Raw genomic sequence first — 24557 nt, forward strand, 5'->3', positions numbered from 1 at the left:
TCAGAGCCCGTGGATGCGGCGGCCGGTGATCCGGTGCGGGACGATACGGATGTACAGCTCGCGTTCGCCGCCCGCCCACGGGGTGACGTCGGAGCCGGCCACCTGGTCGACCTCGTCGGGCGGCACATGGTGGGCCGGGCCCTGGATGAGGACGCTCCAGCCTTCGCGCTTGGCCTCGTCGATCCGGTCGACCTCGAAGCCGATCTTGATGTCCATGCCTTCCACGCCGGTGCGCAGGTCGCGGTCCATCGGGCCGCCGTGGGCCGTGCGGAAGACGATCGCGCCCTCGTGCAGCCGGTAGTTGACCGGCAGCACGGTGGGCCCGTGCAGGCCGCTGAAGGCCACCCGGCCGACGCCGCCGGGCGCGACCAGGCGCAGGCACTCGTCACGGTCGAGGGCCTCCAGCGTGGGATGGGCCGTCGCCGGGCCGCGTCCCGGTGGCCGGTCGAGACCGCCGCCGAGCAGGTTCTCGACGGTCGTCTCCAGGGCGGCCGCGAGCCGCCCCAGGGCGCCCGTGCCGAGTGTCTCGGGATTCTCCTCCAGGTACTTGACGTAGCCGGCGGCCATGCCGGTGCGCTCGGCCAGTTGCTCACGGGTCAGGCCGAGGCGTTCGCGATGGTGGATGATGCGGCGTCCGAGGTCGCCTGTCGCGGCCATGGTGGTGCCCCCTTGAGCGCTCGTGAAGGTGCGGCTCGTTCCACACCTGAGCATGCTGTCGTTGATCCACGCGCTCTCGTGGTCGGCGTCGACGAAGAACTGGGCGCCGTGATAGCGGATGGCCAGCGACATCGTGCCCAGCCGGTCGGGCAGCACCGGGTTGAGGTGCAGCCCGTCGCGGCGCAGCTCCATGCCCAGGTAGCAGCGCTGCAGCAGGTCGAGCGTGCCCGCCATGGCGCCGAGGTGGACGCCTTCGGCGGTGGTGCCGTGCTGGACGTCCTGGATGTCGCTGATGAGGGCCTCGTGGAAGAACTGCCAGGATCCGGCGCGGTCCGATCGGGCGAGCACCCAGGCGTGCACCAGGGCGCTCAGGGTGGAGCCGTGGCTGGTGCGGTCGAGGTAGTAGTGGATCGTCCGGGTGATCAGGCCGGGCCTGCTCGGATAGCCCAGCCGCAGGAGCAGCGCCAGCAGCTCGTCGGTGGTCAGCAGGTAGAACAACATCAGCGTGTCGGCCTGCTTGGACGCCTTGTAGCGGTTGACGTCGTCGCCGTCGGCCTCCAGCGCCCGGTCGAGGCGCCGCACGCCGCCGTAGCGCTCCCAGTCGAGCTCCTTCAGGTCGTCGTAGCCGGAGAACTGGCTGATCACGCCGTCGTGGAAGTCGACCCGCATCCGGCGGGTGATGTCGTGCCAGCGGGCCGCCTCCTCGGCGGTGCCCCGGAACTCGGGGAACAGCTCCAGGGTCTCGGCGGCGCGCAGCAGCAGCCACACGGTCATCACGTTGGTGTAGGCGTTGTTGTCGAGGCCGGGGGAGCCGGTTCCCGGATAGGCGTCGTGATATTCGTCGGGGCCCATGACGCCGCGGATCTCGTACCGGCCCGACTCGGGGTCCGGCTCGGCCAGCGAGGCGAAGAACCTGGCGATGTCGATCAGCAGCTCCGCGCACCACGGCCGCATCGTGCCGGTCGCCAGGTAGTGCTGCCAGACGTTGTAGGCGACGGCCAGGCCGACGTGCCGCTGCAGGTGGGAGTGGTCGGGCAGCCAGCGCCCGGATTCGGGGTTGAGGTGCAGGGTCTGGGTCTGCTCGGTGCCGTCGCTCGCGCTCTGCCAGGGGAACATCGCGCCGGCGAACCCGGCGGCGCGGGCCGCGGCCCTGGCCTCGGGCAGCCGCCGCCACCGGTAGCGCAGCAGGCCGAGGGAGATGTCAGGAAAGCGGAGGTTCAGCCAGGGCATCACGAACAGCTCGTCCCAGAACACGTGCCCGCGGTAGGCCTCGCCGTGCAGGCCACGCGCGGGCACGCCCACGTCGAGGTCGGCCGTGTGCGGGGAGAGCGTCTGCAGCAGGTGGAAGACGTGCAGGTGGACGATCTGCGAGGTCTCCGGCCCGTCGACGTCGAGCCTGGCGCGCTCCCACAGGTGGTCCCAGGCGATCCTGTGCCGGGCCAGCAGCGTGTCGAAGCCCGGCGCCAGCCGTACGGCCCGCACCGCGGCGGAGCGGGCGTCGCTGATCGCGGCGTCGCGCGAGGTCACCAGGGCGACGACCTTGGACAGCGTCACCGGCTCGCCCTCGAGGAGGTCGAGCCGGTGCTCCGCGGTGATCCGGTCGGGCTCGCGGGTCGCCTCGCGGGCGGGGAAGACGGTGTCGGTGCGGGCCGCCAGGGCGACCGTGATGCCGGAGGAGCGGGTGGTGGCGGTCAGCCAGGCCAGGTCGTCCTCGATGCCGGTGACGTGCTTGGTCAGGTGGTCGCCGCGCAGGTCGTGGTAGCGGGCGACGCCCTGGTTGCGCACCCGGCCGTTCAGCACGGTCCGCACCCGCATCGGGCCCGACCAGTTCTCCGGGGTGAACTCGGTCTCGAGCGCGGCCAGGCGGGGGTCGGACATGGACACCAGGCGCCGCTGCCGTACCCGGCTGATCCGGCCCGACCCGTCACGCCAGCGCAGCGAGCGCAGCAGCACCCCGTGGCGCAGGTCGAGCTCGTGCCGGTAGTCGAGCAGGTCGGCCGTCTCCGGGCGGAACCACTCCGAATCGGGCGTGGCGAAGGTCAGCGGCAGCCAGTCGGGCAGGTTGACCATGTCCTCGTTGGACAGCACCCGCCCGGCGACCGTGGAGTCGAGGCGGTCGTAGCAGCCCGCGGCGTAGGTGCCGGGGGTCCGCACGCCGCTGTCGGGCGTCGCCCCCCGCGTGGCGAACCGGCCGTTGCCCAGCGTGCACAGCGCCTCTCGGAGCCCTTCGGCGGCCGGGTCGAAGCCCTCGAAGACCAGGGCCCACGGGTTCACGGACGGCTCACGGGGACGCGGCCGCTGACGGACAGCTCGGCCAGGTCGGTCACGACGAACCGGGCGCCGGCGCGGAGCATCGCCGCCGCCTGGGTTCCCGAACGGTCGACCGCGACGACGAGCCCGAAACCGCCCCTCTGCCCGGCCTCGATGCCCGGCAGCGCGTCCTCGACGACCGCCATCTCCCCGGCGGGCAGCCCCAGGCGCCGCGCGGCCTCCAGGAAGAGCGCCGGATCCGGCTTGCCGGGCAGGCCCAGCCGGGCGGAGTCGTCGCCGTCGACCAGCTCGTCGAACAGCCACAGCACCCCCGCCGAGGAGACGATCGCGCGGCAGTGCCTGCTCGCCGACACCACGGCCGTGCGGCAGCCGCGCCGCCGCAGCTCGTGCAGCAGGACCACGGTCGAGGGGAACGCGGCCACGCCGTGCCGCTCGATCTGCTCGACGAACAGCGCGTCCTTGGCCAGGCCGAGGCCGTGCACCGTGGGCTCTCCCGGCCGGTCGTCCGGCCCTCCCTCGGGCAGGGAGATGCCGCGCGAGGCCAGGAAGGTGCGCACCCCGTCCAGGCGGGGCCGCCCGTCGACGTAGGCGAGGTAGTCGTCACGGATGTCGAACGGCGCGGAGCGGCAGCGCAGGAAGACGTCGAAGACGTGCTTCCACGCGGCGGCGTGCACGCGCGCCGTGTCGGTGACCACACCGTCTGTGTCGAAGATCACAGCACGAACTGTCGCGAGGTCGATGACGGCCATGTGGACGACGCTACCCACAGGTGGCCAGGGCAGACATGGCCCTTGGGCCTGCCTTGATGTGACCTACGGCCCTGTAGCGAAGTGGTGGCGGAGAGGTCCGATGGTGGTGACGAAGGAGGAGACATCATGATCATCGTGGGTGTTGACGGCTCGGTGGCCTCGCGAGCGGCGGTGGAGTGGGCGGCGAACGACGCCTGCCGTATGCACCTGCCGTTGCGGATCGTGCACGCGGTGGACCACTCGCCCTACCAGATCGCCAGGTTCCCCAACGATGACTGGCCGGACGCGCTGGTGCGCGCCGGGCAGCGGTTCCTGGCCGAGGCGGTCGCGCTGGCCCACGAGCGCCAGCCCGAGGTCGAGGTGACGACCGAGGTGGTCGAGGGGCCCGCCGCCGTGGTGCTGCGCGAACAGTCCAAGGAAGCCACCGAGGTCGTGGTCGGCAGCCGTGGGCTGGGCGGGTTCGCCGGGGCGCTGCTGGGCTCGGTCAGCGTCCATGTCGCCGGGCAGACGCGCTGCCCCGTCGTGGTCGTGCGCGGCGAGCGCCGGGCGACGGTCGGCGAGGTCGCCGTGGGCGTCGACGACTCTCCTGAGTGCGAGCCGGCTCTGGCGTACGCCTTCGAGCAGGCGAGGCTGCGGGGCAGCACGCTGCGGACGGTGCACGCCTGGCAACTGCCGGTGCACGCCTTCGCGCCGGACCTCCCTTACGACCTGGACGAGGTCCGCAAGGAGCAGCACCAGCTGGTCACGGCCCGGCTGGAGCCGTTCAAGGAGAAGTACCCGCAGGTGACGGTCGTCGAGGACGTGCAGTCCGCGCACCCGGTCAACGCGCTCACCCAGGCGTCGGAGAAGGCCGACCTGCTGGTGGTGGGCTCCCACGGGCGCGGCGCCATGGGGTCGGTCCTGCTCGGCTCGGTCAGCCGGGGCGTGCTGCACCACGCTCGCTGCCCGGTCGCCGTCGTCCGGGCCGCCGACGAGTAGCCGCCGGGGAGAAAGTCCTCCCGCGCGATCCGGAGACGAACCTGGGTAGGCGGGCGCCGCCCGCTGATGCGAAACTGCTCGTATGACGGAAGGCGAGCGTCGCCCGCTGATGCCCAACATGCGGCTCGATGAGTTGCTGGCGGAGCTGCAGGTCCGGCTGAACGCCGTGCTTGCCACCCGGGACCGGGTGCACTCGTTGCTCGAGGCCGTGGTCTCGGTGGGCAGCGATCTCGACCTGGAGACCGTGCTCGGCCGCATCGTGGAGACCGCCACCAAGCTGGTCGACGCCACCTACGGCGCGCTGGGCGTGGTCGGTCAGGAGCACACCCTTGTCCAGTTCATCCCCGTCGGGCTGAGCGAGGAGGAGATCGCCAAGATCGAGCACTGGCCCCACGGTCTCGGCCTGCTCGGTCTGCTGATCAAGGACGCCCGGCCGCTGCGCCTCGGCCTCATCTCCGACCATCCCGAGTCCTACGGCTTCCCGCCGGGGCACCCCCCGATGGGCACCTTCCTCGGCGTCCCGGTCCGAGTGCGCGACGAGGTGTTCGGCAACCTCTACCTGACCGAGAAGCGCGGCGGCGGCGAGTTCGACGAGGAGGACGAGGCGATCGTCATCGCGCTGGCCACCGCCGCCGGCGTGGCCATCGAGAACGCCCGGCTGTTCGAGGAGTCGCGGCGGCGCGAGACGTGGCTGCAGGCCTCCTCCGAGGTGACCACCAGCCTGCTGTCCGGCGCCGACCGGAGCGAGGTGCTCACCATGATGGCCCGGCGGGCCCGGCAGATGAGCGACGCCGACCTGGTCAAGGTTCTGCTGCCCGATCGGCAAGGGGAGTGGCTGGCGGTGGAGTTCGCCGAGGGCGACCACGCCGACGAGGTGAGCGGCCTGGTCTTCGGGGTGGCCGACACCGCGGTCGGGCAGGTGTTCACCCGGGCCGAGGCGATGTCCGAGCGTGACCTGCCGGACGCCGACTCCCCGCTGCGCGAGCTGGGCTTCGGCCCCGAGCTGCTGCTGCCGCTCGGCGGCGCGCATACCGTGCGCGGCGTGCTGGCCCTGGCCAAGAGGTCCGGCCGGCTCCCGTTCAGCGTGGCCGACCTGCGGATGCTGGAGTCGTTCGCCGGTCAGGCCGCGATCGCGCTGGAGCTGGCCGCGGCTCGCAAGGACGCCGAGCGCCTGGGCCTGCTCGAAGACCGCGACCGGATCGCCAAGGACCTGCACGACGTGGTCATCCAGCGGTTGTTCGCGATCGCGATGACGCTGATGAGCACGGTCCGGATGGTCGAGCATCCCGAGGCGTCGGGGCGGCTGCAGCACGCGATCGACGAGCTCGACGAGACGATCCGGCAGATCCGCTCGACCATCTTCGCCCTGCAGGGCGCCCACCAGGCCAGAGGTCCCAGCCTGCGCGCGCAGATCGTCGAGCTGGTCGAGGCGGCCCGCGGCCACCTGGGCTTCATGCCCGGGCTGAGGATGGAGGGCCAGCTCGACAACCGGGTCCCCGCGCCCATCGCCGAGCATCTGCTGGCGGTGCTGCGCGAGGCCCTGTCCAACGTGGTGCGTCACGCCAGGGCGGCCAGGGCGGACGTGTCGGTCGAGGTGGCGGGTGAGGTCCTCACGCTCACCGTCCGGGACGACGGCGTGGGACTGCCCGCGGGCGGACGCCGCAGCGGGCTGCGCAACCTGGACGAACGCGCCACCGGGCTCGGTGGCACCTTCGAGGTCACCACTCCTGACGCAGGCGGGACGACGCTCCGTTGGCAGGTTCCCGTGTGATCATGCGGCCGGTCAGCTGCTCGGCCTCGACCACGATGTAGTGGTCACGGCTGCCGGGAGCCCACGCGGTCAGCGGCAACTCGGCCAGCCGGGCCATCTCGACCGGGTCCTGCACCGCCCGTGCCTTGCCCACCGCGGTCACCGACCAGCCGGTGCGCAGCACGGTGTCGAACTCGTCCACCTCGAACGCCACCACCGCGTGCCGGGTGGCCGCCGCCAGCTTGGAACCGACGCCGGTGCGGATCACGATGTTCTCGCCGTCCAGGGCGAAGGTGACGGGCTGCACCGCGGGCAGAGCCCGGTCGGTGAAGACGATCCTCCCGATGGGCGTGGCCGACAGCAGGCGCAGGCACTCCTCACGATTGAGAACCCGTAGGCCAGACGAATCCAGTTGCATAGCTCAAGGATCGCGGCTCGGCCCTGGGCCGTCCCAGGGCCGAAGGTCCCATTATTCGCGCCGATCTGCCCTCAGCCGCGCCGACAGGGCGGCCGCCTGGGTCCTGCGCTGCATGTTGAGCTTGGCCAGCAGGTTGGACACGTAGTTCTTGACCGTCTTCTCCGCCAGGAACAGCCGCTCGCCGATCTGCCGGTTGGTCATCCCCTCACCGATCAGGTCGAGGATGTGCCGCTCCTGGTCTGACAGCGCCGCCAGCGGATCCTGCCGGGCAGCCTGGTCGCGCAGCCGCTGCAACATGGCGGCCGTGGTCTGCGGATCGAGCAGGGACTGGCCCGAGGCCACCGTGCGCACGGCGCCCACCAGGTCGGAGCCGTGGATCTGCTTGAGCACGTAGCCCGAGGCCCCCGCCATCACCGCGTCGAACAGCGCGTCGTCGTCGGCGAACGAGGTCAGCATCAGGCAGGCCAGCCCGGGCAGCCGGGAGCGCGCCTCGCGGCAGACGTCGACGCCGTTGCCGTCGGGCAACCGGACGTCCAGCACCGCCACGTCCGGCTTCAGCGCCGGGATGCGGGCGATCGCGGACTCCGCCGTCCCCGCCTCGCCGATCACCTCGATGTCGTCCTCCGAACCGAGCAGGGCGGCCACGCCTCGACGCACCACCTCGTGATCGTCGAGCAGGAACACACGAATCATGCTTTGACCGTATCTCGGATCGCGCACTGCTCGGAAGGGACGAAGGTCCCCGGTGGGGCCCGCTTACCGCACCGATCTTCTCGTCGCGGGGTCTTCTCGCGCGGGGGCATGTTCTGATCTCTGATGGGGATCCGGCTGAAGTGCGAGGTGACCCCCGGCACGGTCATCCGGTGGAAGTCGGGCTCGACGATCGTGTTCGTGGACGGTGCGATCACCCCGAACTTGCGGCGCCAGCCGAGTGCGTCGGTCAAGGGAGCACTCGAGCGGCTCCGGCTCGATCGTGACCCGTACGGTGCCGCGCGCGGCGGTCAGGCCGAGGGCCGTGACCAGCCGGTCCAGGGTGCGCTCACTCAGCGCTGCGGGCAGGCTCATGAATGCTCTCTCCTCGGGTCTTGTGCACCCAGGCGTGGGCGAGGTCGGGGTTGTCGCGGCGGGCGGGGGAGGCGATGACGGTGGCCTCGCGGCGCGGCATGTCGCCCGTCACGATGTCGTCGCCGTCGACCCACCAGCCCCGGTCGATGAGCTGCCGGCGGCGCCGCCGGTAGGACACCTGCAGCGCGTCGCTGCGCAGGTGCAGCTCCGCGGACAGGTCGAAGGGCAGCAGCTCGGGCCGCTGCGACTCCACGACCGGCCGGTCCTGCTCGATGATCCGGGTGATCCGCTTGGCCAGGTTGGCGTCGGCCCACTTCCCGGTGAAGAAGTCGCGGTAGGCGAGGATCTTCACGTGGGTCTGGTTCCGGCTGACCGGGATGTTGAAGTCGTACAGGACGAGGTCGCCGAACGGCAGCCGGACGTGCAGCTTGACGATGTTGGGCAGGTACCAGCCGTTGGTGACGACCACCGGACCGATCCGTGCCTTGGCCAGCATCCCCCACAGGCCCTTCGGCGGCGGCGGGTTGAGCAGGATGTCGGCCTCGGCGCACCAGTCGGTCTGGGTGATCTCGTAGTCGGGGATCTCGGGCTTGTCGGGATTGCCGAAGGCGGTGCCGTGCACGAACGGCGTGTGCGCGGCGTCCACGACGTTCTCCAGCGCCCGCTCGTAGTTGGCCTCCAGCGTGGTCTCCCAGTGGACGACGCGGAAGGCCGGGTCGTCGTGCTGCGGGATGTGCGGGATCGGCGGCCGCTCCTCCTCGGGCAGGTCGCCGAGGAACGCCCAGATCATTCCGTACTTCTCGACGACCGGATAGGAGTCGATGCGGGCCTTCTTCGGAATGCCCCGGCCGGGCGGGTTGGCCGGGATCTTGACGCAGCCGCCGTCCGGCTCGTACTCCCAGCCGTGGTAGGGGCACACGACGCGGTCCTCGACCACCGTGCCCATCGACAGCGCGCCGCCCCGGTGCACGCACAGGTCCGACAGGCACGCCACCTGCCCGTCGCGGCGGCGCCAGAGCACGAAGTCCTGCCCCAGGCAGGTCACCTTGCGCGGCCGCCGTTGCACGGCCTCGCTGAACTCGACCGCGTACCAGAAGTTCTTGAGCATGTTTCCTCCTACCGGCGCCGGACGCCCGGCACACCGTCCAGCACGGTCCGCGCCCGCGCGTCTTCGTGCAGATGCGTGCCCAGGAAGGCCGTGATCAGACCGGCCAGTTCAGGGCGTGGTCCGGAAGTGGCGGGCAGGTCGAGGAAGGCGCGAGCGGCCGTCCGGTCCACCGGGTCGGCGAGCGTGAAGTGGTTGGCGCCCTCCAGCACGACCAGCAGGTGCTCGCCGTCCCGGTCGGACAAGGCCTCCTCGAACGTGCGGGTGACCGGGTCACGCTCATGGCTCCCCTGCCCGTAACGGACCATCCAGTCGATCTCGGGGCCGGAATAGGCGAGCCGGCCGATGGAGTCGGCCACCACGGCTGAGGCATCCGGCCCGGCCGCCACGGCTGAGCCGCCCGGCTCGGCCACCACGGGTGAGCCGTCCGGCCCGGCGTCTCACAGCTCGGCGGCCACCTCCCGGGCGAGTGTCCGCAACTCGGGGTCGAGCCGGTCCAGCCGCTCGTCCAGGTCGTCGGCGAACCTCAGCCGCTCGATCGACGGGTCGTGCGGCCGGGCCTCGGGCATCCAGGCCGCGTGGATCATGAACGGGATCACCGTGCCGGGGGAGGGGGCCAGCGTCGCCACGGGGCCGCGCGACACGTCGGCCGCGTCGAACAACTCCACCCGGAAGCGCGCGTCGTTGTGCACCACCACGGCCAGGTAGCCGTCGTGACCGCCCGGCTCGGCCCCGGCGTACCTCGACCTGCCCGGGCCGCCGGGCGCGCGGGGCACGAAGATCGGCGAGGTCGGGTAGTCGTCCAGCGGCCAGGCCCACTCCGCCAGCGGCTTGAGCGAGTCGCGCTCCAGCGAGGCCAGCACCGACGGGGTCTCCTCCCGGGGGAACAGCGACCTGTCGATCCGGTCGCCGTAGTTGCGCAGCAGCCGCGCGCTGATCGCCTCGGGATGGAAGCCCTGGAAGACGAGGTGGTGGCGGGTGGGGCGGAGCTGCCCCTCGAAGGACCAGTCGAGGGCCGACAGCTCGGCCTGCCAGTAGCGGCCCGGGTCGCGCAGCCGGGCCACGTCGGTGACCGTGCCGCCCTCGGGGTCGAACTCCAGCACGGTGACCACGGCCGGGCTCGCGCCATGGCAGTACATCCCGCGCAGGGCGGGGTCCACGGGCCTGCCGAAGACGTCCACGTCGTCCTCGCGCAGGTAGAGCCCGATGTCCACGCCGGGCGTGTGCTCCATGACGACGCGGACGCCCGCCGAGTCGTCGTAGGTCGCGTAGAAGTGGTTGACCTCCGGCGCGATCCGGAAGACCGTGCCGTGGACGGCCGTGCCGGGCGGCGCCGCGTCCAGCGCGTCCTTGCGGACCATCAGCAGCGGCCCGCCGGGGTTGTTGGCGACCGTCCGCTCGCCGTTGCCGAGCACCTCGGCCAGGTCCACCTTGTACGCGGTGTCGGCCAGCACCAGCCAGTCACGGGTCTGCGTGATGGTGTGGGTCGCCTGCGGGAAGCGGGCGCCCTCCACCGGCCAGCGGCGCACGTGAGCGCCCTCGCCGTCGTAGCGGACCACCGACAGGACGCCGGTCACCGGGTCGCGGGTGACCGACCACAGGCAGCCCCGCTCGGGGTCGATCACGGGGTGGGCCGTGGTCAGGATCGACGGCAGCACCGGGGCGTCCAGCACCGGCGCCCAGTCGTCGCGGTGCCCGACCTCGGCGACGAAGCCCAGCGTGACCGGGTCGACCTCGATCGGGCGACCGGCGTCCCAGGTGGCCAGCAGCCGGTCGCCCCACGGCAGCGGGGCGGTGTTGGCCGCGTTGACGCCGCCGAAGGGGGAGTTGGTGCCGACCGGGCCGGCCGCGAACAGGTCGGGCCGCCTGCGGCGCAGCCGTACGGACGGGGAGTCGATCACGTTCGCCCGCCAGGCGAACCGGCCGTCGCGGCCGGGGGTGAGCGAGAGCCGCACCAGCACCCCGTCGCCGAAGAAGGCGTGCACGGGGTGGCTGCGCTGGTCGGAGCTGCTGATCACCATGTGCCCGGCCACATCGGACGGCCAGGCTCCCTGGACGACGCTCAGCTCCAGGTCGGACGGATCAGCCTTGGTGAGGATGGAACGCGGTATCGGCATGGTGGCCTCCCTCTCGTCGTCAAAGGATCGCACCCGGTTCGAGCACCCCGAGGACGGCCGCGGCCGGCAGAGCGCGAAGGCCCACACGAGCGGCACCGTTCCGACCCGGGGAGCACGCGCCTGGCCCGCGCCCGGTCAGGTTCCGACGGTGAAGTCGTCGAAGGCGACCTCCATCACCGAGTCGGAGCTCTCCGACACCCGGGTGGCCAGCCCTGCGGCTCCGTTGGGCAACCCCTGGGCGTCCACGGTTTCGATGAGCCTTTCTCCGTCGACCCACAGCGCGAGCCGTACGCCCTGTCCGGTCTTGCGGCATTCCGCCACGAGCCGGGCGGGCGTTCCCAGGGTGATCGTCGCGGTCCGCTCGGCTCGGCCGAGACGGACGACGCTCCCGCCGTCGATCCTGCTGATCCACGCCGTGCCGTCGACACTCACCAGCAGCAGGTAGCGGCGGGGGACGTTGGAGTCATCCCGGCAGATCAGCCCCAGCTCGCCCTGCCCCCGGGTGTTCGGCTTGGCCGTCGCCGTCACCGCGATGACCACATCGTCGGGTGGCGACGGGAACGGCGCGGGCGAGACGTTCTCCGGGTACTGGGCGGTCGACTGCATCGTGTAGACGCCGCGGGCGATCTCGGTCCCGCGCGTCACGCCGTTCGCCGGGTCGAACTGGTATCCGTCCCAGCCGGTCCTGATCGAGAAGTCGTCATCGAACACCGGCCTGCCTTCGGGCGCGCCCGAGCCCAGGCGTGGGACGAGAACGGCGGCGACGACCGCGATCGCGACGGAGGCCGCCCCCGCGGCGATCAGCAGGCGCGGCCTGACCCTTCGCGGCGAGGTCTGGGGATGGGGCGGCGTCGCGGTCGGCCTTCCCGTATCGGCGGCCTCTCCGCCGACGAGTCCGTGAAGGAGGTCGGACACGGCAGGCCGCGCGGCCGGATCCTTCGCCAGAGCCGTGGCCACCAGCGTGCGCAGGGCAGGGTCCAGGTCGTCGAGCTTCGGGTCGGCGTTGAGCACCTGGTACACGACCTCGGGCAACGTGTTGCCGGAGAAGGGCGGCCGCCCCGTCGCCGCGAACGTCACCAGGCACCCCCACGAGAACACGTCACAGGCAGGCGTCGCGCTCTCGCCGCGCAGGACCTCCGGCGCCATGTACTGCGGGGTGCCGACGAGCTCCCCGGTGCCGGTGAGCCCGTGCGTGCCCAGCGCGCGGGCGATGCCGAAGTCGATGACGCGCGGCCCCATCGATGAGAGCAGCACGTTGGACGGCTTCAGGTCGCGGTGCACCAGGCCCGCGGCGTGGATCGCGGTGAGCGCGGTGGCCACCCCAACGGCCAGCGCCTCCAGGCTCGACCCCCGTAGCGGCCCCTCGGAACGCACCACCTGGTCCAGCGTCGGCCCCGGCACGTACTCCGAGACGATGTAGAGCAGGTCGTCGTCGAGCGCCGTCTCGATGACGCCCGCCGTACAGAACCTGCGCACTTTTGTCGCGGCCTCGGCCTCCCGCCGGAACCGTTCGCGGAAGGCCTGGTCGTGCGCCATCGCCGGATTGATCACCTTGATGGCCACACGCTGCCCGGACTCGTCCTCGCCCAGGTAGACCGTGCCCATCCCGCCTTGCCCCAGCCGTCCGACGACTTGGAATCGGCCCACCTGCCCGGGTTCGTCCACGCCTCATTGTGATGGCCGTACCCGTGGATCGACCAGTCCCGTATCCGGCCGTTCGGTTTCCGCACGCGTCCCTCCAGCTTGTCCCCTCTTCCGGCCGGGGGCCCTGAGGCCCGCTCGAACGGTGTCGAGGTTGAGTGGATTGACGGTGATATCGGATGTGCGCCCCGGTATTGATGATCGTGCTTTAGGGTGATCGCCGTACGCCTAACGCGCTTCCCGAACGGAGCCCTCATGGACGACGACAGCACCCAGTCCGCGTGGGATCGCGTCGACACGACCAAGCCCCACTCCGCCCGTGTGTGGGACTACATGCTCGGCGGAAAGAACAACTACCAGCCGGACAAGGAGGCGGGCGACACCATCCTGGCGTTGTTCCCGGCCTTCGCCCAGGTGGCCCGCCTCCAGCGGGAGTTCCTCATCCGCTCGGTCCGCTTCCTGGCGGGCGAGGCCGGCATCCGCCAGTTCCTCGACATCGGCACCGGCCTGCCCACCGCGAACAACACCCACGAGGTCGCCCAGGCGGTGGCGCCCGAGTCGCGCATCGTCTACGTCGACAACGACCCACTGGTGCTCGTGCACGCCCGCGCCCTGCTGACCAGCACGCCCGAAGGCGCCACCGACTACCTCGACGCCGACGTGCGCGACCCCGAGCGAATCCTGGAGGGCGCGGCCAGGACGCTCGACTTCGACCAGCCGATCGCGCTGACCATGCTGAGCATCGCCGGCCAGGTCACCGACGCCGACGACCCCAAGGGCATCGTCCAGCGCCTGGTCGACCGGCTCCCCTCGGGCAGCTACCTGGCCCTCAGCGACGGCACCAACACCAACCCGGCGCTCGTCACGGCCGTGGCGAGCTACAACGCCAACGCGGCCTTCCCCTACAACCTCCGCAGCCCGGAGGCGATCGCGTCCTTCTTCGAGGGGCTCGAACTGGTGGAGCCCGGCGTGGTCCCGACGCCGCACTGGCGGCCCGAGGGCGGCGTGGTCAATCCGGCGCTCCCGCTGAGCGCCGTGTGCGGCGTGGCCCGCAAGCGCTGACCGCCGTACGGAGCCAACCCTGAGGCGTCGCGTCCTCAGGGCGGTCGTTTCCCAGCCGTTCCGGAGTCGTTCCGGGGCCGTTCGGAAGCCGGTCCGGGAGGCCCGTCACGGGCCGCGTGACGGCTCGTGACGGGCTCGTCCGGCTGCGTCCCCGGGCATCTCGCGAATCCTGGAGATCATGCCCTTGACCAGGCGGAATAGCCCTTCCGTAAGGTGCTCTCCACGCCGGACGTCACGGTGCCGGGTGGGCGTGCTGAGGGGCGGGCGCGCGTGTTAGCGTGGAGTTAGTTGCAGTTGTGGTACCCATGAACATCGGTGCACCTGACGGGACGTGACCTCAGGTGCATTTGTTTTTGCTGGTCATCTCCGGATGGGTTCATCACGACCGCGCGGAGGTCGCACGGTGCGGCTTCCTGCTCAACCAGAGGAGATCGGCATGGCCACCGGAACCGTGAAGTGGTTCAACGCTGAAAAGGGTTTCGGCTTCATCGAGCAGGACGGCGGGGGCGCCGACGTCTTCGCCCACTACTCGAACATCGCGACCCAGGGCTACCGTGAGCTCCACGAGGGGCAGAAGGTGTCCTTCGACATCACGCAGGGACAGAAGGGCCCGCAGGCCGAGAACATCGTTCCCGCCTGACACAGCGCGTCACGAGCCGGGTTCCCGCACGGGGGCCCGGCTCGTGGCATGTGTGGTGAGGGTTTGCGACCTTTGTCAGCGCGGCAGGCAACTACATGGGGTTAGAGGGGAATACTAACCGTGACCGGGGTGCGAACCTCGCGAACCATGTCAGGGCGATGCCAGGCCGACAAGGGGGCTCCAGGCCATGAGCGCTGCCACAACGGAAACCGCGCTGGACGAGATCCACATTCTGTGGACCTCCGAGGGCATGAGCTGCGACGGGGACACGGTCTCCGTCACGGCCGCCACGCTGCCGAGCATCGAGGACGTGCTCCTCGGTCTCGTGCCGGGCCTGCCGAAGGTCCACCTGCACAACAAGGTGCTGGCCAAGGAGACGGGCGCGGAGTTCATGACCGCCTTTCACCAGGCCGCCGACGGGCAACTCGGCCCGTACGTCCTCGTCGTCGAGGGATCGATTCCGAACGAGCACATCAACGGCGACGGCTACTGGACGTCGATGGGCAACGACCCGGTCACCGGCGATCCCATCACGGTCAACACCTGGATCGACCGGCTGGCGCCCCAGGCGTGGGCGGTGGTCGCGATCGGCACCTGCGCGACCTACGGCGGCATCCACGCCATGGCCGGCAACCCCACCGGATGCATGGGGCTCGGCGACTATCTCGGCTCCGGTTTCCGCTCGGCGGGCGGCCTGCCCATCGTCAACGTGCCCGGCTGCCCGGTGCAGCCCGACAACTTCATGGAGACCCTGACCTGGCTGCTCTACCAGGCCGCGGGCCTCGCGCCGATGATCCCGCTCGACAAGCAGCTCCGGCCGACCTGGCTGTTCGGCAAGACCGTGCACGAGGGCTGCGACCGGGCCGGCTACTACGAGCAGGGCGACTTCGCCCATGACTACAGCTCGCCGAAGTGCCTGGTGAAGGTCGGCTGCTGGGGGCCGGTCGTCAACTGCAACGTGCCCAAGCGCGGCTGGATGGACGGCGTCGGCGGCTGCCCCAACGTCGGCGGCATCTGCATCGGCTGCACGATGCCCGGCTTCCCGGACAAGTTCATGCCGTTCATGGACCAGCCACCCGGGGGCGCCGTCTCCTCGACGATGAGCATGGCCTACGGCGCCCTGATCCGCAGGCTCCGCGCCATCACCAACAAGACGGCGAACAGCGAGCCGAAGTGGCGCCACAACGGTCCGAAACTGACAAGCGGGTACGACCCCCGCTGGCGTGGCTAGAGGGGGAACACCGACGTGACCGCGCGTATGGAACAGGCGCAGGAGGCCCGCCAACTGGTGGAGATGTCCTGGGACCCGATCACCCGGATCATCGGAAACCTGGGCATCTATACCAAGATCGACTTCAAGAACAGCGAGGTCGTGGAGTGCAAGAGCACGTCCTCGCTGTTCCGCGGCTACAGCGTGTTCATGAAGGGCAAGGACCCGCGTGACGCGCACTTCATCACCAGCCGGATCTGCGGCATCTGCGGGGACAACCACGCGTCCTGCTCGGTCTACGCGCAGAACATGGCGTACGGGGTCAAGCCTCCGCCGCTCGCGGAATGGATCCTCAACCTCGGCGAGGCCGCCGAGTACATGTTCGACCACACCCTCTTCCAGGACAACCTGGTCTTCGTCGACTACTGCGAGCAGATGGTCAAGGAGACCAATCCCAGCCTGCTGCGCAGGGCCGAGACGACCGAGGCGCCCCGCGGCAGCGTCCACGGATGCCGGACGATCGCCGACATCATGCGCGCCTTCAACCCGTTCACCGGCGCGATGTACCGCGAGGCGCTGCAGGTGAGCCGGGTCACCAGGGAGATGTGCTGCCTGATGGAGGGGCGGCACGTGCACCCCTCGACGCTCTATCCCGGCGGCGTCGGCACCGTGGCGACCCCTCAGCTGTTCACCGACTACCTGTCCCGCCTGCTCAAGGTCCTCGACTTCATCAAGAAGGTCGTCCCGATGAACGACGACCTCTTCGACTTCTTCTACGAGGCGCTGCCCGGCTACGAGGAGGTCGGCCGGCGACGGGTCATGCTGGGCTGCTGGGGCTCGTTCCAGGACCCCGAGGTGGTCGACTACGACTACCGGCACATGGCCGACTGGGGCCGGCGGATGTTCGTGACGCCCGGCATCGTCCTGGACGGGCAGCTGCGCACCACCAGCCTGGTCGACATCAACGTCGGCATCCGCATCCTGCTGGGCAGCTCCTACTACGACGACTGGCAGAACGAGGAGACCTTCGTCACCCACGACCCGCTCGGCAACCCGATCGACCAGCGCCACCCGTGGAACCAGACGACGCTCCCCAAGCCGCAGAAACGCGACCTGGAGAGCGGCAACTACAGCTGGGTCATGAGCCCCCGCTGGTACGACCCCAACTCCGGCGACCACCTCGCGCTCGACACCGGCGGCGGGGCGCTGGCCAGGCTCTGGGCCACGGCGCTGGCCGGCCTGGTCGACACGGGCACCGTCCGGGCCACCGGGCACAGCGTGGAGATCAACCTGCCCAAGAGCGGCGCCTTCCCCGAGACGCGGCTCGAGTGGAACATCCCGAAGTGGGCCAACACCATCGAGCGCAACCGGGCCCGCATCTACTTCATCGCCTACGCGGCCGGGATGGCGTTCCACTTCATCGACCAGGCGATGGGCGAGATCAGGGCCGGGCGCACCAAGGTCTTCACCGACTTCGACGTGCCCGACGAGGCGATCGGCTGCGGCTTCCACGAGGCGGTGCGGGGCATCCTGTCGCACCACATGGTGATCCGCGACGGGAAGATCGCCAACTACCACCCCTACCCGCCGACGCCGTGGAACGCCAGCCCGAGAGACATCTACGGCACGCCCGGGCCGTACGAGGACGCGGTGCAGGGGCTGCCCATCTTCGAGGAGAACGGCCCGGAGAACTTCAAGGGCATCGACATCATGCGGACCGTCCGCAGCTTCGACCCGTGCCTGCCCTGCGGTGTCCACATGTACCTCGGCGACGGGAAGGTGCTCCGGCAGGTGCACTCCCCGACCCTCGGCACGAGCATCTCCGGTTAGGCCGCCGTGGACGACCACGACCTGGCGGGCCGGGTGGGCCGCGTCGAGGCCCTGCTGGACGAGGTGACCGACCCGCGCGGCGTCGAGCTGATCCAGGCCCTGCTCGACCTGTACGGCGAGGCGCTGTCGCGCGTCATGACGGCCGCCTCGGCGGCCGGTGACGGGCTGCCGGAGCGCCTGGCCGCCGACCAGCTGGTCTCGCACCTGCTGCTGCTGCACGGCCTGCACCCGGTGGACGCGCGCAGCCGGATCGAGCAGGCGCTGCGGGTGGCGCGCAAGCGGCTCGGCGGCGGCAGCGCCGACATCGTGGCCGTCGAGCCGGAGGTGGTCCGCCTGCGCCTGCGGCCCGCGCGCGGCGGCTGCCACTCGACGGCGGCGACACTGACCTCGGCGCTGGAGCAGGCCGTGCGCGCCGCCGCGCCGGAGATCGAACAGGTCGAGATCGAGGTCGAGGAGACCCCGGCCCCGCCCGTCGTGGTGCCCGTCGAGTCCGTGCGCCGCATCACCGACCGCGATCGTCCCGGGACACCGGCGCCGTGACGCGGCAGGTCACGGGTGGCGCCCTGCACAGGCTCATCACCCAGCGGCCGGCGGCGCCGGAGCCGGTCCGCGAACGGTGCGAGCTGTGCGCCGAGCCCGTCCCGCCGGCCCACCGGCACCTGCTCGACCTGGCGGCCCGCGAGCTGCGCTGCGCCTGCCGGGCCTGCGTCGTGCTCTTCGACACCCCGGCCGCCGGCGGGCAGAGCTATCGCCTGGTGTCCGAGCGCCGATGGTCGGTGGACGGCTTCGAGCTGGACGAGCCGACCTGGGCCGGCCTGCGCATCCCGGTGCAGATGGCGTTCATGCTCAAGGACTCGGCGGCGCACCGGGTCGCGCTCTTCTATCCCAGCCCCGCCGGAGCCGTCGAGTCGCCGCTCGACGAGCTCACCTGGCAGGGGCTGGCCGAGGCCAACCCCGTGCTCGGCCGGCTGCTCCCCGACGTCGAAGCCCTCCTCGTGAACCGGACCGGCGGGGCCAGAGAGCACTGGATCGTGCCCGTCGTCGACTGCTACACGCTGGTCGGGCTGCTCCGCACCCACTGGAAGGGCCTGGCCGGCGGAACCGAGGTCTGGGCCGAGATCACGAACTTCTTCACCGAACTACGCCGGCGGTCCACGACCGTGGCAGCGTCCGACGACCGGCCGAGCGACTGAGCCAGAGGGGGATCCAGGAAATGGCCAGCAAGAAGAAGGACCAGCCCATCAAGACGGGGCGATCCCACGTACGCCCGGACACTCCGTCGCACACCAAGGGGGTCCACGAGGGCAACGCGGTCGGCAACTACGAGAAGCAGGCCGGCCATCTGCCGGACGGCCGGTCGACCGCCGCGCGCTCCACCGGCATCGACCCCGGCGACCGCGAACCCATCGACCCCGACATGCCCAACCTCTCGCCCGCCTGAGCCGGGGGAAACAGGCGATGACATCCGGAACATCCGGGACCTCGGGCCCGCCGGAGCTCCGGATAGCGGTCGACGACGTGCGGGTGGCGGAGTTCGCCGCCCTGCCGACCCTGGAGTTCGGCCTCACGATCCACGGCGCGGACGGGGTCGAGGTGCGCTCGGTCGTGCTCAGCACCCAGATCCGCATCGCGGCCACCCGCCGTACCTATGACGGGCCCAGCCAGGCCCGGCTCGCCGAGCTGTTCGGCGCGCCCGAGCAGTGGAGCAGGAACCTGTCGAGCCTGCTGTGGACGCAGACCGTCACCCAGCTGCCCGCGTTCACCGGCAGCACGACCGCGGCCGTCCCGGTGACCTGCACCTACGACTTCGAGGTCGCCGTGGCCAAGTACTTCCACGGCGTCGGGGACGGCGAGATCCCGCTGGAGTTCCTCTTCAGCGGCACCACGTTCTACCTGGCGGACGGCAGGCTGCAGGCCGCGCGCATCGCCTGGGACACCGAGGCGGAGTTCCGCATGCCGGTGCGGGTGTGGAAGGACCTGATGGACCACTACTTCCCGGCGAGCGCCTGGCTGCGGCTGGGCCGCGACGCCTTCGACCGCCTGTACGCCTACCGGAGCCGCCACACGCTGACCGGCTGGGACGACGTGGTCGAGTCGCTGTTGAAGACGGGCGGGAGCTGAGCGATGGACCAGGCGAGACAGATCGCGCGAGCCGTGCTGTACGAGGGCTACCTGCTGTGGCCGTACCGCGGGTCCGCGCTGAAGAACCGGCAGCGCTGGACGATCGGCGGCATCCACCCCGAGCCGTACGGCAGAGCTCACGACGGCAACCCGTGGCTGGCGCAGACCCAGTGCCTCGTCGAGGCGGACCCGGCGGACACGCTCGACGTGCACGTGCGTTTCCTGCACGCGGTCACCCGCGAGGTGGCCCGCTCGCGCGGAACGGAGCTCGACCTGGTGTCCGAGCTGACCGCCGGCGGCCGGCGTCACCTGCCCCGGGAGGAGGCGGTCGAGCGGGAGGTGGCGGAGTCCGGGCTCGGCCTCGGAGGACTGCTCGCGCGGCCGGGCCGGATCGAGATCGACATCCCGGCCGGGCAGGAGGCCGAATGGCTGGCCGACGGCGACGGCGGGCGGGCGGGCGCCGTGCTCCGTAGCTGGCAGGCGCTGCGCGGCCACGTCGAGGTGAGCGCCGAGCTCCCGCGGCCGGGGCTGTTCCGGATCACCGTGCGCGTCGTCAACACCACCCCCTGGACGGGCGACATCCGCGCCGAGGCGATGCGGCACACCCTGATCTCGGCCCACACCGTGCTGCACACCGCGGCCGGGCGGTTCGTCTCGCTCATGGACCCGCCCGGGGAGCTGCGCCCGCTCGTGGCGGACTGCCGCAACCTCGGCGCCTGGCCGGTGCTGCTCGGCGAGGAGGGCGACCGGCACACGATGCTGTCGGCGCCGATCATCCTGTACGACCACCCGCGGATCTCACCGGAGAGCCCCGGTGACCTGTTCGACGCCACGGAGATCGACCAGTTGCTCACCCTGAGCGTGCTGGCCCTGAGCGAGGACGAGAAGCGGGAGATCCGCGACGGGGACCCGCGCGGGCGGGAGATCCTCGACCGGTGCGCCGCGCTCACGCCGGAGGAGCTCATGCGGCTGCACGGCATCTTGCGGGCGGAGCCGGCCGGATGAGCGAGATGGACTTCTGGACCCGGATGGAGCGGCGCGGCCCCGACGAGGTGCTCGTGGCCGGAGTGCCGGTGCGCGCGGGCAGCCGGGTGCGGCTGCGGCCGTCGGCGGCGCGGGCCGACATCTTCGACCTCGTCCTCGACGGGCGCGAGGCCGTGGTCGAGTCGATCGAGCAGGACGACGAGGGGGCCTTCCACGTCGCCGTCACCCTCGACGACGACCCGGGCCGCGACCTGGGCGAGGCACGGATGCCGGGCCACCGGTTCTTCTACGCGCCCGAGGAGGTCGAGCCGCTGCCGCCGGACGAGGACGTGGCGAGACCCGCGCGGGTGCTCGTCGCCGGGATCGGCAACATCTTCCTCGGCGACGACGGGTTCGGCGTCGAGGTCGTGCGCCGCCTCGCCCAGGAGGAGCGGGCGGCCGGGGTGGACGTGGTCGACTTCGGCATCCGGGGCATGGACCTGGTCTACGCGCTGCAACGCGACTACGACACGGCGATCCTGGTCGACGCCGCGCCCCGTGGCGAGCCGCCGGGCACGCTCACCGTGCTCGAAGCCGACCTGCCCGACGGCGGCGCGGTGGCCATGGAGGGCCACGGCCTGGATCCGGTGAAGGTGCTGCGCCTGGCCCGTGAGCTCGGCCGGGTGCCGGACCGCGTGCTCGTGGTGTGCTGCGAGCCCGCCACCGTGCTGACGGGCTCGCCGGACGAGGACGTGCTCGCCGAGCTGAGCGAGCCGGTGCGGGCGGCCGTCGGCCAAGCGGTGCGCCTGGTGATGGACATGATTGCGGAAAGCGCCGGGCCTGGCTCCCGGCCCCGGAACACGAGATGAGGTGACATGACATGAGGAAGACGCGAGTAGCGGCGTTGATCGTGGCCTGTGGGCTGACAGCGGTCATCGTCCTGCAATGGCCGGATGTCGAGCGGTATCTGAAGATGAAATGGATGTAGCGCCGCATGCACGAGCTCGGGATGTGCGAGGGCCTGGTCGAACTGATCCGGCAGCAGGCGGGTGACCGGGGGGTCACCGGCGCGCGGGTGCGCGTCGGCACCCGGCACGCCGTCGTGGGGGAGGCCTTCGACCAGGCCTTCGCGCTCGCCGCGGCGGGCACCCCGGCCGAGGACGCCGTGCTCGACCTGGTCGTCACGCCTCTCACCGTCACCTGCCGCGACTGCGGCAGCCGGACGGAGTCACTGGACGTGCTCGCCGTCTGCCCGGTCTGCGGCAGCGCCGACGTCGAGCTCTCGGGCGGCGATGAGCTGGTCCTCGAGTCCGTCAGCTACCGGGAGGAGGGGCCGCATGTGCCTGGGCATCCCGGGTGAGCTCGTCGGGACCGACGAGGAGCACGCCGACCTCGCCATGGTGGACGTCAGCGGAGTGCGCCGCCGCATCAACGTGGGCCTGCTGGCCGACGAGGACCTGAAGGTCGGCGACTGGGTGCTCGTCCACGTGGGGTTCGCGCTGTCGAAGATCTCCGAGTCGGAGGCGCGGGCCGTGCTCGACTACCTGGAAGGGCTCGGCCAGGCCTACGACGACGAGCTCGACGCGCTCAGGCAGTCGGACGTCACTTGAGCGGCGTCACGATGAGGGGCGTCACGATGAGGGGCGTCACGATGAGGGGCGTCACGATGAGCGGCCGCGGTCAGGCTGGACGATGAGGGGGACGCGTGCGGTTCGTCGATGAATACCGCGATGCCGGGAAGGCCCGGGTGCTGGCGGCGGAGATCGCGTCCCGGTGCGAGCCGGGACGGCGCTACACGTTCATGGAGGTGTGCGGGGGGCACACCCACACGATCTACAAGCACGGCCTGGAGGACCACCTCCCGGAGAACGTGGTGCTCGTGCACGGCCCCGGCTGCCCCGTGTGCGTGATCCCGATGGGCAGGGTGGACGACGCGATCCACATCGCGGCCCAGCCGGATGTGATCATGACGTCGTTCGGCGACATGACGCGCGTGCCGGGCGGCCGGGGCTCGTTCCTCGACGCCAAGGCGGCCGGGGCCGACATCCGGATGGTCTATTCACCGCTCGACGCGCTCAGGATCGCCCAGGCGAATCCCGACCGGCGCGTGGTCTTCATGGCCATCGGGTTCGAGACCACCGCGCCGTCCACCGCGATGACCGTGCTGCGGGCCGCCGCGGAAGGCGTCTGCAACTTCTCCGTCTTCTGCAACCACGTCATGATAATTCCGGCTATCAAGGCCATTCTTGACTCGCCCGACCTCCGGCTCGACGGCTTCATCGGCCCCGGCCACGTGTCGGCCGTGATCGGCTGCGAGCCGTACGAGTTCATCGCCCGCGACTACGGCAAGCCGCTCGTGGTCGCCGGGTTCGAACCGCTGGACATTCTCCAGTCGGTCCACATGCTCCTCGGCCAACTCGCCTCAGGACGGGCCGAGGTGGCCAACCAGTACGCCCGGGTGGTGCCGTGGAAGGGCAACCGCACCGCGATGGAGGCCATCGCCAGGGTGATGCGGCTCCGGCCGCACTTCGAGTGGCGCGGCCTCGGCTTCATCTCCCAGTCCGCGCTCATGCTGGCCGACGAGTACGCCGCCTTCGACGCCGAACGGATCTTCGAGCTGCCCGGCGTACGCGTCGCCGACCCCAAGGCGTGCCAGTGCGGCGAGGTCCTCAAAGGCGTGCTCAGGCCGTGGGAGTGCAAGGTGTTCGGCACCGCCTGCACCCCCGAGACGCCGATCGGCACCTGCATGGTGTCCTCCGAGGGCGCCTGCGCGGCCTACTACAACTTCGGCCGCTTCAGCCGCGACCGCGTGAGAGAGGCGACCCGCGCGTGACCACCGAACGGCCGGTGCGCGAGACGCCGCCGGACCTCGGGCACGCCGTCCCCGGCGCGCCCCACAAGAGCCGCGAGCAGCAGGTCCTCGACCGCATCGCCCGCGCCAGGCGGCGCAAGGCGGTCGTCAGGGAGGAGCGCATCACGCTCGCCCACGGCGCGGGCGGCAAGGCGACCCACACGCTGATCGAGGCGGTCTTCCTGGAGGAGTTCGGCAACCCGCTGCTCGCGCCCCTGGAGGACGGGGCGACCCTGCGGCTCGACGGCGCGCGGGCGGCCTTCACCACCGACTCCTTCGTGGTCTCGCCGCTGTTCTTCCCCGGCGGCGACATCGGCGACCTGGCCGTCAACGGCACCGTCAACGACCTCGCCATGTGCGGGGCCCGCCCCGAGTACCTGGCCGCCGGATTCATCCTGGAGGAAGGCTTCCCCGTCGCCGACCTGCGCCGGATCGCCGCCTCGATGGCCGCCGCGGCCCGCGCCGCGGGCGTGTCGATCGTCACCGGCGACACCAAGGTCGTCGAGCGCGGCAAGGCCGACGGCTGCTACGTCACCACCACCGGCGTCGGCCTGATCGAGCGGCCCGTCAGCCTGTCGGCCTCCGGCGCGCGGCCCGGCGACGCGGTCATCGTCTCCGGGCCCATCGGCGAGCACGGCGCCGCGATCATGCTGGCCCGCGGCGACTACGGCATCGAGGCCACGCTCCACTCCGACACCGCGCCCCTGCACGAGCTCGTGTCCGGCCTGCTGGACAGCCTGCCCGGGCAGGTCCGGACCCTGCGCGACGCCACCCGGGGCGGGGTCGCCACCATCCTCAACGAGGTGGCCACCGCCTCCGACGTGGCCGTGGTCGTCGACGAGGAGACGCTGCCCGTGCGGCCCGAGGTGACGGGCGTGTGCGAGCTGCTCGGCATCGACCCGCTCTACGTCGCCTGCGAGGGCCGCTTCGTCGCGGTCGTCGACGGCGCGTACGCCGGCCGCGCGGTCGAGGCGCTGCGCCGGCATCCGCTCGGCGCGGGCGCCGCCGTCATCGGCGCCGTGAAGGACGATCCGCCCGGACTCGTCCTGCTCCGCACCGCCTTCGGCGGCACCCGCATCGTCGACCTCCTCGTCGGCGACCCGCTCCCGCGCATCTGCTGACCACCACC

The 24557-nt window shown here is 71.2% G+C and carries 25 protein-coding genes; 16 read left to right on the plus strand and 9 right to left on the minus strand.

Features of this window, described 5'->3' with window-relative positions:
- Entirely contained in the window at window positions 1–2931 is a 2931-nt protein-coding gene (locus AB0C16_RS10415; RefSeq protein ID WP_357681061.1) for a pyridoxamine 5'-phosphate oxidase family protein, read from the minus strand.
- Window positions 2928–3677, minus strand: a complete 750-nt coding sequence (locus AB0C16_RS10420) for an HAD-IA family hydrolase (protein WP_357681063.1) — start codon at window positions 3675–3677, stop codon at window positions 2928–2930. Before AB0C16_RS10420 ends, AB0C16_RS10415 begins: the two co-directional genes overlap by 4 nt.
- A 126-nt stretch (window positions 3678–3803) precedes the next feature.
- Here AB0C16_RS10420 and AB0C16_RS10425 point away from each other — a divergent pair, with 126 nt between their 5' ends.
- Together AB0C16_RS10425 and AB0C16_RS10430 are read left to right on the plus strand one after the other, a co-directional pair.
- Window positions 3804–4655, plus strand: coding sequence for a universal stress protein (locus AB0C16_RS10425; protein ID WP_357681065.1), 852 nt, complete (start codon window positions 3804–3806; stop codon window positions 4653–4655).
- An 82-nt stretch (window positions 4656–4737) separates the two neighbouring features.
- On the plus strand, window positions 4738–6426 hold the full coding sequence (locus AB0C16_RS10430) for a GAF domain-containing protein (protein WP_357681067.1): 1689 nt from the start codon (window positions 4738–4740) through the stop codon (window positions 6424–6426).
- Here the strand turns inward: AB0C16_RS10430 and AB0C16_RS10435 are convergent.
- From AB0C16_RS10435 to AB0C16_RS10465, 7 genes are all read right to left on the minus strand, one after another.
- Window positions 6374–6823 carry a pyridoxamine 5'-phosphate oxidase family protein gene (locus AB0C16_RS10435; protein WP_357681069.1) on the minus strand — a complete coding sequence of 150 codons (450 nt, stop codon included), beginning with the start codon at window positions 6821–6823 and terminating at the stop codon, window positions 6374–6376. The genes AB0C16_RS10430 and AB0C16_RS10435 overlap by 53 nt on opposite strands.
- A 51-nt stretch (window positions 6824–6874) precedes the next feature.
- Window positions 6875–7516 carry a response regulator transcription factor gene (locus tag AB0C16_RS10440; protein ID WP_357681071.1) on the minus strand — a complete coding sequence of 214 codons (642 nt, stop codon included), beginning with the start codon at window positions 7514–7516 and terminating at the stop codon, window positions 6875–6877.
- Window positions 7513–7767 carry a hypothetical protein gene (locus AB0C16_RS10445; protein ID WP_357681073.1) on the minus strand — a complete coding sequence of 85 codons (255 nt, stop codon included), beginning with the start codon at window positions 7765–7767 and terminating at the stop codon, window positions 7513–7515. The genes AB0C16_RS10440 and AB0C16_RS10445 overlap by 4 nt, the downstream gene beginning before the upstream one ends.
- 95 nt (window positions 7768–7862) lie before the next feature.
- Window positions 7863–8996, minus strand: coding sequence for an aromatic ring-hydroxylating dioxygenase subunit alpha (locus AB0C16_RS10450; protein WP_357681075.1), 1134 nt, complete (start codon window positions 8994–8996; stop codon window positions 7863–7865).
- A gap of 8 nt (window positions 8997–9004) precedes the next feature.
- A complete protein-coding gene (locus tag AB0C16_RS10455) occupies window positions 9005–9409 on the minus strand; it encodes a hypothetical protein (protein ID WP_357681077.1) in 405 nt (134 codons plus the stop codon).
- Between the two features lie 24 nt (window positions 9410–9433).
- Entirely contained in the window at window positions 9434–11110 is a 1677-nt protein-coding gene (locus AB0C16_RS10460; protein ID WP_357681079.1) for a carotenoid oxygenase family protein, read from the minus strand.
- Between the two features lie 135 nt (window positions 11111–11245).
- Window positions 11246–12775, minus strand: coding sequence for a serine/threonine-protein kinase (locus tag AB0C16_RS10465; RefSeq protein WP_357681081.1), 1530 nt, complete (start codon window positions 12773–12775; stop codon window positions 11246–11248).
- A 231-nt stretch (window positions 12776–13006) separates the two neighbouring features.
- On the opposite strand from AB0C16_RS10465, the gene AB0C16_RS10470 reads away from it, so the two are divergent.
- From AB0C16_RS10470 to hypE, 14 genes are all read left to right on the plus strand, one after another.
- Window positions 13007–13813: an SAM-dependent methyltransferase gene (locus tag AB0C16_RS10470; RefSeq protein WP_357681083.1), complete on the plus strand. Its 807-nt coding sequence runs from the start codon at window positions 13007–13009 to the stop codon at window positions 13811–13813.
- 436 nt (window positions 13814–14249) lie between these two features.
- A complete protein-coding gene (locus tag AB0C16_RS10475) occupies window positions 14250–14453 on the plus strand; it encodes a cold-shock protein (protein ID WP_189127616.1) in 204 nt (67 codons plus the stop codon).
- 187 nt (window positions 14454–14640) lie between these two features.
- Entirely contained in the window at window positions 14641–15684 is a 1044-nt protein-coding gene (locus AB0C16_RS10480; RefSeq protein WP_357681085.1) for a hydrogenase expression protein HypE, read from the plus strand.
- Window positions 15685–15699: 15 nt separating this feature from the next.
- Entirely contained in the window at window positions 15700–17493 is a 1794-nt protein-coding gene (locus tag AB0C16_RS10485) for a nickel-dependent hydrogenase large subunit (protein WP_357681087.1), read from the plus strand.
- 6 nt (window positions 17494–17499) lie between these two features.
- Complete coding sequence (locus AB0C16_RS10490; RefSeq protein ID WP_357681089.1) at window positions 17500–18033, plus strand: NifU family protein; 534 nt, start codon at window positions 17500–17502, stop codon at window positions 18031–18033.
- Window positions 18030–18686, plus strand: coding sequence for a DUF5947 family protein (locus tag AB0C16_RS10495; RefSeq protein WP_357681091.1), 657 nt, complete (start codon window positions 18030–18032; stop codon window positions 18684–18686). The genes AB0C16_RS10490 and AB0C16_RS10495 overlap by 4 nt, the downstream gene beginning before the upstream one ends.
- Before the next feature lie 20 nt (window positions 18687–18706).
- Entirely contained in the window at window positions 18707–18934 is a 228-nt protein-coding gene (locus tag AB0C16_RS10500) for a hypothetical protein (RefSeq protein WP_357681093.1), read from the plus strand.
- Window positions 18935–18951: 17 nt separating this feature from the next.
- The gene (locus AB0C16_RS10505; protein WP_357681095.1) at window positions 18952–19614 is read left to right on the plus strand and encodes a DUF6084 family protein; all 663 of its coding nucleotides are present in this window, start codon (window positions 18952–18954) and stop codon (window positions 19612–19614) included.
- Between the two features lie 3 nt (window positions 19615–19617).
- The gene (locus AB0C16_RS10510; RefSeq protein WP_357681097.1) at window positions 19618–20619 is read left to right on the plus strand and encodes a hypothetical protein; all 1002 of its coding nucleotides are present in this window, start codon (window positions 19618–19620) and stop codon (window positions 20617–20619) included.
- Window positions 20616–21446: a hydrogenase maturation protease gene (locus AB0C16_RS10515; RefSeq protein WP_357681099.1), complete on the plus strand. Its 831-nt coding sequence runs from the start codon at window positions 20616–20618 to the stop codon at window positions 21444–21446. The genes AB0C16_RS10510 and AB0C16_RS10515 overlap by 4 nt, the downstream gene beginning before the upstream one ends.
- Before the next feature lie 125 nt (window positions 21447–21571).
- Window positions 21572–21937 (plus strand): hydrogenase maturation nickel metallochaperone HypA, encoded by a 366-nt coding sequence (locus tag AB0C16_RS10520; protein ID WP_357681101.1) that lies wholly within the window; start codon window positions 21572–21574, stop codon window positions 21935–21937.
- Entirely contained in the window at window positions 21915–22187 is a 273-nt protein-coding gene (locus AB0C16_RS10525; protein WP_357681103.1) for a HypC/HybG/HupF family hydrogenase formation chaperone, read from the plus strand. The genes AB0C16_RS10520 and AB0C16_RS10525 overlap by 23 nt, the downstream gene beginning before the upstream one ends.
- A gap of 95 nt (window positions 22188–22282) precedes the next feature.
- The gene (gene hypD, locus AB0C16_RS10530) at window positions 22283–23410 is read left to right on the plus strand and encodes a hydrogenase formation protein HypD (RefSeq protein ID WP_357681104.1); all 1128 of its coding nucleotides are present in this window, start codon (window positions 22283–22285) and stop codon (window positions 23408–23410) included.
- Window positions 23407–24549 carry a hydrogenase expression/formation protein HypE gene (hypE, locus tag AB0C16_RS10535; RefSeq protein WP_357681106.1) on the plus strand — a complete coding sequence of 381 codons (1143 nt, stop codon included), beginning with the start codon at window positions 23407–23409 and terminating at the stop codon, window positions 24547–24549. The genes hypD and hypE overlap by 4 nt, the downstream gene beginning before the upstream one ends.
- The last annotated feature ends 8 nt before the right edge of the window (window positions 24550–24557 follow it).

Origin of the sequence: Nonomuraea sp. NPDC048916 (assembly GCF_040649575.1) — a bacterium.
GTDB lineage: Bacteria > Actinomycetota > Actinomycetes > Streptosporangiales > Streptosporangiaceae > Nonomuraea.

What these genes read in the sequence shown, in the direction of transcription:
- AB0C16_RS10475 (WP_189127616.1), top strand. Translation starts at nt 14,250, where the DNA reads ATGGCCACCGGAACCGTGAAGTGGTTCAACGCTGAAAAGGGTTTCGGC.
- AB0C16_RS10500 (WP_357681093.1), top strand. Translation starts at nt 18,707, where the DNA reads ATGGCCAGCAAGAAGAAGGACCAGCCCATCAAGACGGGGCGATCCCAC.
- AB0C16_RS10520 (WP_357681101.1), top strand. Translation starts at nt 21,572, where the DNA reads ATGCACGAGCTCGGGATGTGCGAGGGCCTGGTCGAACTGATCCGGCAG.
- AB0C16_RS10505 (WP_357681095.1), top strand. Translation starts at nt 18,952, where the DNA reads ATGACATCCGGAACATCCGGGACCTCGGGCCCGCCGGAGCTCCGGATA.
- AB0C16_RS10510 (WP_357681097.1), top strand. Translation starts at nt 19,618, where the DNA reads ATGGACCAGGCGAGACAGATCGCGCGAGCCGTGCTGTACGAGGGCTAC.
- AB0C16_RS10420 (WP_357681063.1), bottom strand. Translation starts at nt 3,677, where the DNA reads ATGGCCGTCATCGACCTCGCGACAGTTCGTGCTGTGATCTTCGACACA.
- AB0C16_RS10425 (WP_357681065.1), top strand. Translation starts at nt 3,804, where the DNA reads ATGATCATCGTGGGTGTTGACGGCTCGGTGGCCTCGCGAGCGGCGGTG.
- AB0C16_RS10515 (WP_357681099.1), top strand. Translation starts at nt 20,616, where the DNA reads ATGAGCGAGATGGACTTCTGGACCCGGATGGAGCGGCGCGGCCCCGAC.
- AB0C16_RS10430 (WP_357681067.1), top strand. Translation starts at nt 4,738, where the DNA reads ATGACGGAAGGCGAGCGTCGCCCGCTGATGCCCAACATGCGGCTCGAT.
- AB0C16_RS10480 (WP_357681085.1), top strand. Translation starts at nt 14,641, where the DNA reads ATGAGCGCTGCCACAACGGAAACCGCGCTGGACGAGATCCACATTCTG.
- AB0C16_RS10525 (WP_357681103.1), top strand. Translation starts at nt 21,915, where the DNA reads ATGTGCCTGGGCATCCCGGGTGAGCTCGTCGGGACCGACGAGGAGCAC.
- AB0C16_RS10440 (WP_357681071.1), bottom strand. Translation starts at nt 7,516, where the DNA reads ATGATTCGTGTGTTCCTGCTCGACGATCACGAGGTGGTGCGTCGAGGC.
- AB0C16_RS10470 (WP_357681083.1), top strand. Translation starts at nt 13,007, where the DNA reads ATGGACGACGACAGCACCCAGTCCGCGTGGGATCGCGTCGACACGACC.
- AB0C16_RS10435 (WP_357681069.1), bottom strand. Translation starts at nt 6,823, where the DNA reads ATGCAACTGGATTCGTCTGGCCTACGGGTTCTCAATCGTGAGGAGTGC.
- AB0C16_RS10460 (WP_357681079.1), bottom strand. Translation starts at nt 11,110, where the DNA reads ATGCCGATACCGCGTTCCATCCTCACCAAGGCTGATCCGTCCGACCTG.
- AB0C16_RS10450 (WP_357681075.1), bottom strand. Translation starts at nt 8,996, where the DNA reads ATGCTCAAGAACTTCTGGTACGCGGTCGAGTTCAGCGAGGCCGTGCAA.